This is a genomic window from Roseibium sp. RKSG952 (genome assembly GCF_009711355.1).
In genome coordinates, this window is sequence record NZ_SMMF01000696.1 from 1 (window position 1) to 4,697 (window position 4,697).

The 4,697-nt window shown below is 56.7% G+C and carries 5 protein-coding genes and 1 pseudogene; 4 read left to right on the forward strand and 2 right to left on the reverse strand.

Annotated features, from left to right (window positions below):
• Positions 1 to 93 (reverse strand): annotated as a pseudogene (locus tag E1297_RS04115) (IS200/IS605 family transposase); the annotation flags it as partial.
• 287 nt (positions 94 to 380) lie between these two features.
• Between E1297_RS04115 and E1297_RS04120 the strand changes: the two are divergent.
• The 4 genes from E1297_RS04120 to E1297_RS04135 all read left to right on the forward strand — a co-directional run bounded on the left by E1297_RS04120 (position 381) and on the right by E1297_RS04135 (position 3,366).
• Positions 381 to 1,061, forward strand: coding sequence for an NUDIX domain-containing protein (locus E1297_RS04120; protein ID WP_155134236.1), 681 nt, complete (start codon positions 381 to 383; stop codon positions 1,059 to 1,061).
• A gap of 129 nt (positions 1,062 to 1,190) precedes the next feature.
• Entirely contained in the window at positions 1,191 to 2,225 is a 1,035-nt protein-coding gene (locus E1297_RS04125; RefSeq protein ID WP_155134239.1) for a DUF2336 domain-containing protein, read from the forward strand.
• Between the two features lie 286 nt (positions 2,226 to 2,511).
• Positions 2,512 to 2,811, forward strand: a complete 300-nt coding sequence (gene trxA, locus E1297_RS04130) for a thioredoxin (RefSeq protein WP_209015636.1) — start codon at positions 2,512 to 2,514, stop codon at positions 2,809 to 2,811.
• Between the two features lie 114 nt (positions 2,812 to 2,925).
• Entirely contained in the window at positions 2,926 to 3,366 is a 441-nt protein-coding gene (locus E1297_RS04135) for a hypothetical protein (RefSeq protein WP_155134241.1), read from the forward strand.
• A 5-nt stretch (positions 3,367 to 3,371) separates the two neighbouring features.
• On the opposite strand, the gene E1297_RS04140 is transcribed toward E1297_RS04135, so the two are convergent.
• Complete coding sequence (locus E1297_RS04140; protein ID WP_196223187.1) at positions 3,372 to 4,337, reverse strand: DnaJ C-terminal domain-containing protein; 966 nt, start codon at positions 4,335 to 4,337, stop codon at positions 3,372 to 3,374.
• Positions 4,338 to 4,697: the final 360 nt, after the last annotated feature.

Below are 4,697 nucleotides of genomic sequence, written 5' to 3' on the forward strand. Positions count from 1 at the left end.
TTTCAAGCTGTTCACCAAACGTGCAAGCGATACTTTTGGCGGGTAGTGCACATGGTCGTCCTCACCGTTGCGTTCAATCAATTCCGCTTCAAACCCTCGCAAAGATTACTCTTGGACCTTCAATGGTCCGCGTCGAAGCAACGCGAATCTCGTCGCGCACCCTGAAAGCCCGCGCTTTGCCAAAAATCCCTCACCTTCAGGGTGGGGAAGACGTTAACTGACAGAACGGATCGCCGGGTTGGTCTTCGTTGTTTCCACGAATTTACATGTCCGCGGAGATAGCGACAAAGCCACTCCTGCTTAGTGCCCGCAAGCTCACACTTTTTAATTTGCAAAATACAATTTATTCTGTCATTTTATTGTCAACACAGGGATTCGATATGACCTCAAACACCGAAAATAGAGAATTCGACCGCCCCATCGTTACGGTCGATGTCGTCTTGGTCACCGTCATCGACGGAAAGTTGCAAGTGGCGCTGTATCCGCGCAAGACGGAGCCCTTCAAGGGGGCGGAGACGATCGTAGGCACATTCGTTCGTGTCGACGAGGACGAGACGGCGGAGTCAGCCGCCCAACGCGTCCTCGAGGAGAAGGCCGGGTTGACCGACGTTTACTTCGAGCAACTGCAAACGTTCTCCGGTTCGGCCCGGGATCCTCGCGGGTGGTCGGTCTCGATTGCCTACATCGCCTTGGTTCCCGCAGCCACGCTTCGGGCGGGACACGATGGACTTTCCTTTAGGCCAGTCGACGAGATTTCAGGCTTACCGTTCGATCACGACCTCATTCTGAAGACGGCCGTCTTGCGTCTGCGTGGAAAGGGCGCTTATTCGGTTCTGCCGTGTCATCTGCTCGAGCCCCCCTTCACCTATACGGAGATGATCGAGGCTTACGAGACAGTGATCGGAACGAAGATCGATAACAGTTCGTTCCGCCGGAAGGTCGGCGACCTCGGTTTCGTTAAGGAGTCCAATCTAAAGAGGGTCCGTCCTCTGTCCGGCAAGCGGCGCCCGGTTCTACTGGAGCTTGCCAGCGATGTCGCTACGTTCAATCGATTTCTCTGATTTTTAACGTCTTCTCCACTCTGAAGGACGGGGCTTCCAGTGCACGGTTCAAATGAATTTGAACCGATAGTTTAACCATTCGTTTGGGGTTTTCGGAATAAGGACGATGTCCACAAGAAAGGAATTCCAATGAAAGGAACAAAGGAACAGGACCGAAAGAAGGCGAACAGCCTGGCCTTGCAGCTGGCTGAATTGTTTTCCAAGAACTCCGAAACCTGTTCCCCTGATTTCATGCGACGCATCGACATCGAAATGTCCAAGCTCATGAAACTCGTCGAGATGATTAACGTCGAGGTCAGGATCGAGGTCGCAAAGAGGCTGAGCGTCCTGAGCCACGCTCCGGAAAATACGATTATCACGCTAGCCAATGACGATCCAGAGGTCGCTGCCCCAGTTCTGAGGAAGTCGACCGTCCTGTCTGCCGAGGAAATCATTCGGATCGCGAAGACCAAGGGCAACAGGCATCGCATCGCCATCGCCCAGCGCGAAGGACTGCCCGTCAGCATTTCGGACACCCTGATCGAGTACGGCAACAGGGACGTTCAGGTGAAGGTGGCTTCGAACAGGACCACAGACATCTCCGACCAGGGCTTCAAGAAACTCCTGGAAACGGCGAAGGGTGACGAGGAGATGCAATCCGCCCTCGCGGATCGCTACGACATGAGCGACGATGACATCTTCACGCTGGTGTCTATCGCCGTGGTTTCCATCCGACATCGCCTGGTGGCGCAAGGCGCGCTCGACGACCTCAGTCTCCTGCCCGTAGCCTCGCAGAAGATGGCGGAGGAGATAACGGGCGAATACTGGCTGAGCCAGTACGATTTCGAGACAGCTTTCCAGAAGTATGAGGAAATGTTCGAAAACGGAACGGTGACTGAACGCGACATCATCAACTCGGCGAACGCGGAGCGCTTTGCGGACACCGTTGCGGCCTTCTCGTTCGTCACGGGCGTGGGACGCGAAGAATCAAAGCGAATGCTCACGCAAATTGATGTCGAACCGTTCATTGAGGTCGCGAAAGCCGCGAGGCTCAAGATCACGACCGTATTCGCCCTGCTCCACTCCGGACCATGGCAGAGACGCCTGACAGACGACGTTCGCGTCGACGTGATGCAGTACTTCCAGAGGGAATCTGTGTGGGCTGTCCCCGGAATGCGGAGTTAGGGCGCGAGAGAACCAGACGAGACGACGATCGCTCAATTCTTCCACCTTTCGAGCAGAAACCGCGCCTCGACAACTTGTTTGGGGCTAAGAATTCCAAATATTCGAGCGCGCACTCGCAAATCGCGTCCACTCGCCATACATCACCCGGCCGCCTTCGTGTTTGCTATCAATCAACCCTAAGCGGCGGCGCGGAAATGAACAATCCACGCCGCACCACCGGCGCAGTTTTTTCAAGCGCGGGAACGTGACAGCATCTCAAGCTCGAAAACGCCAAACGGAGATGAAAATGAGCGTGACGAATGAAGCGGAACTCAACGCCGAAATCAACGGGTCGGACATCGTCCTGGTCGATTTCTACGCCCAGTGGTGCGGCCCCTGCAAGGCGATGGCACCGACCCTCGATAAGATCGACGGCGAGGTTGCTAAAGTCGTGAAGATCGACATCGAGGAAGCTCAGGACCTCGCGACGAAATACGCGGTACGCTCCGTCCCGACCTTCGTCGTATTCAAGAACGGGGAGGCCACAGACCAGCGCGCGGGCGGAATGACCGAGGGACAACTGCGCTCGTGGCTGGGCACCGCCTGAGCGGTTCAGGACGAATCCCCGCAGAGCATTTGACCCTGCGGGGGGGAAGGTGTATTGTCAACAATAGGATCCCGTGAACCCGGGCAATGACAACATTACAGAGCGGACACGTTCATGCGCACCCCGACCACGCCCCCCAGCAGACTGAACAAGAAACAGATAGGAGCCTGGGACGATCCCTCGCTGATACAGGCGGCACACCTGTTTCAGGACACGGGCAAGATCAGCATCCAAGAGATCATCGCCGAGGCGGTGAACTACGGCGTGGGTATGTACGGAAGGAAGCCCATCCTGAAGGTCTCCAGAGATCGCTTTGTCAAGAGGAAGAAGAGCCGTGCAGGCACGAACGAAGGCGACAAAATGCCGACTTGTCGGAACGGCAAGGCCCGAATCGCCGCATGGTTCGACAACAAGGACAAGGACGCTCTGGTCGATTTCTGTAAGGAAGTCGGCATTAAGCAAGAGGCGCTCATCCTGATGGGTCTGCCGAACGTCATTCCGCAGGATCTACTGGAAAAGACGGGCTACACGCTCAAGACTAAAAAGGCCGCCTGACCAGATCAACCCTCGGCGTTTTTTTTCAGCGCCTCGAGCGCGCGCCGAACGTTAGCGTCTGAAACGTCCGGCATCTTGATAGTCGGAATCAGCACCACGTCACCGCGCCCGTCCTCACGAACAAGACCTAGACCCTTCAGTCGCAACCTGTCGGTGCCGCTGGTTCCAGCGGGGACGGTCACGGTGTATTCGATGCCGTCCGGAGCGGGGAAGGAGACGGTACATCCCAAAGAAGCGTCCCAAACCTCAAGCGGCAGCCTGCAATAGACATCATCTCCGGAAATCTTGACATCCCGGGAAGGCATGAGGAGCTTGATAACGACCTCCAGATCGCCGATCACGTTCTTTTCGGGATCCGAGGCCCCGCCCCTAATCATAAACAGATCACCGTCCCGCGTACCTGGAGGAATGGCGATCTCGCCAGATCCGAACGACACCGCCCCATAACCCCCGCACTCCGGACAGCTGTACTTGGTGGCGTTTCCGGTACCTCCGCAGTCCGAGCATTCGGCAAATATACGAAGGCGGCCCCTTGCCGCCGTCGCCGAGACTCCGCGCCCACCGCAGGTCTCGCAGGGGACCCGATGGCTGGTTCTGATCTTTCCTGCCCCCTCACATGTCAAACAGGTGCGGGAAGCGCCCCTTATCCTAACGCCGCCGCCGCGAAGGGCGTCGGCCAACGGGATGTTCATCTCAATCCTGCGGTCACGGCGGACTGGGGATTTCTTGCGGGATCTACTGAACCCAGATTCGACGCTGGATCGTGATTTAGCCGTCCCGCAGGGAGATGCCTCCTCGTCACGAAGCTTCACGATGCTGTCGCGTGCCTGCTTGATGCTCGCTAGCCATGCGCCGTCGACGCGGCGGCCGGTCTTGTCTGAATGGGTCTCCTTAACCAGATGCCGGAAGCGGGCCTTGGCATCGTCAGCCGTCGCCGTGGTCGGCAGATCAAGAACCTTAAAAGGATTCAATCGAATTCTCCCGGAGCGAAATCCATATACATGGAACAGGTTGACGTCGCGCGGCGATTTCGTCCATAGCATTCACACGAACAAGGTGAAGCCGAAGATGACCTGAATCCTCCACACTCTCGCCGCGATCGCGTTGTCGGCCGATTTTGCCCTAACAGAACCCGTCAAGATCATCGACTTCGTGGACTACGGATGCGCGCCCTGCCGGACCACCTCCTTCTCGGCCGACATCGTGGCGAGTTCGAACTCGAAGATCGTCGTGGAGAGGGTTTAGTCCGTTGTTCTTCAATATTATTGCCTGACAGACCTGCACCGAATGTTGTACGCCCAACAAACAGAGCCGCGAAAGCCAAGCGCTCT

Coding starts and splice junctions, on each gene's coding strand:
- E1297_RS04120 (WP_155134236.1), top strand. CDS start 381: ATGACCTCAAACACCGAAAATAGAGAATTCGACCGCCCCATCGTTACG.
- E1297_RS04125 (WP_155134239.1), top strand. CDS start 1,191: ATGAAAGGAACAAAGGAACAGGACCGAAAGAAGGCGAACAGCCTGGCC.
- trxA (WP_209015636.1), top strand. CDS start 2,512: ATGAGCGTGACGAATGAAGCGGAACTCAACGCCGAAATCAACGGGTCG.
- E1297_RS04135 (WP_155134241.1), top strand. CDS start 2,926: ATGCGCACCCCGACCACGCCCCCCAGCAGACTGAACAAGAAACAGATA.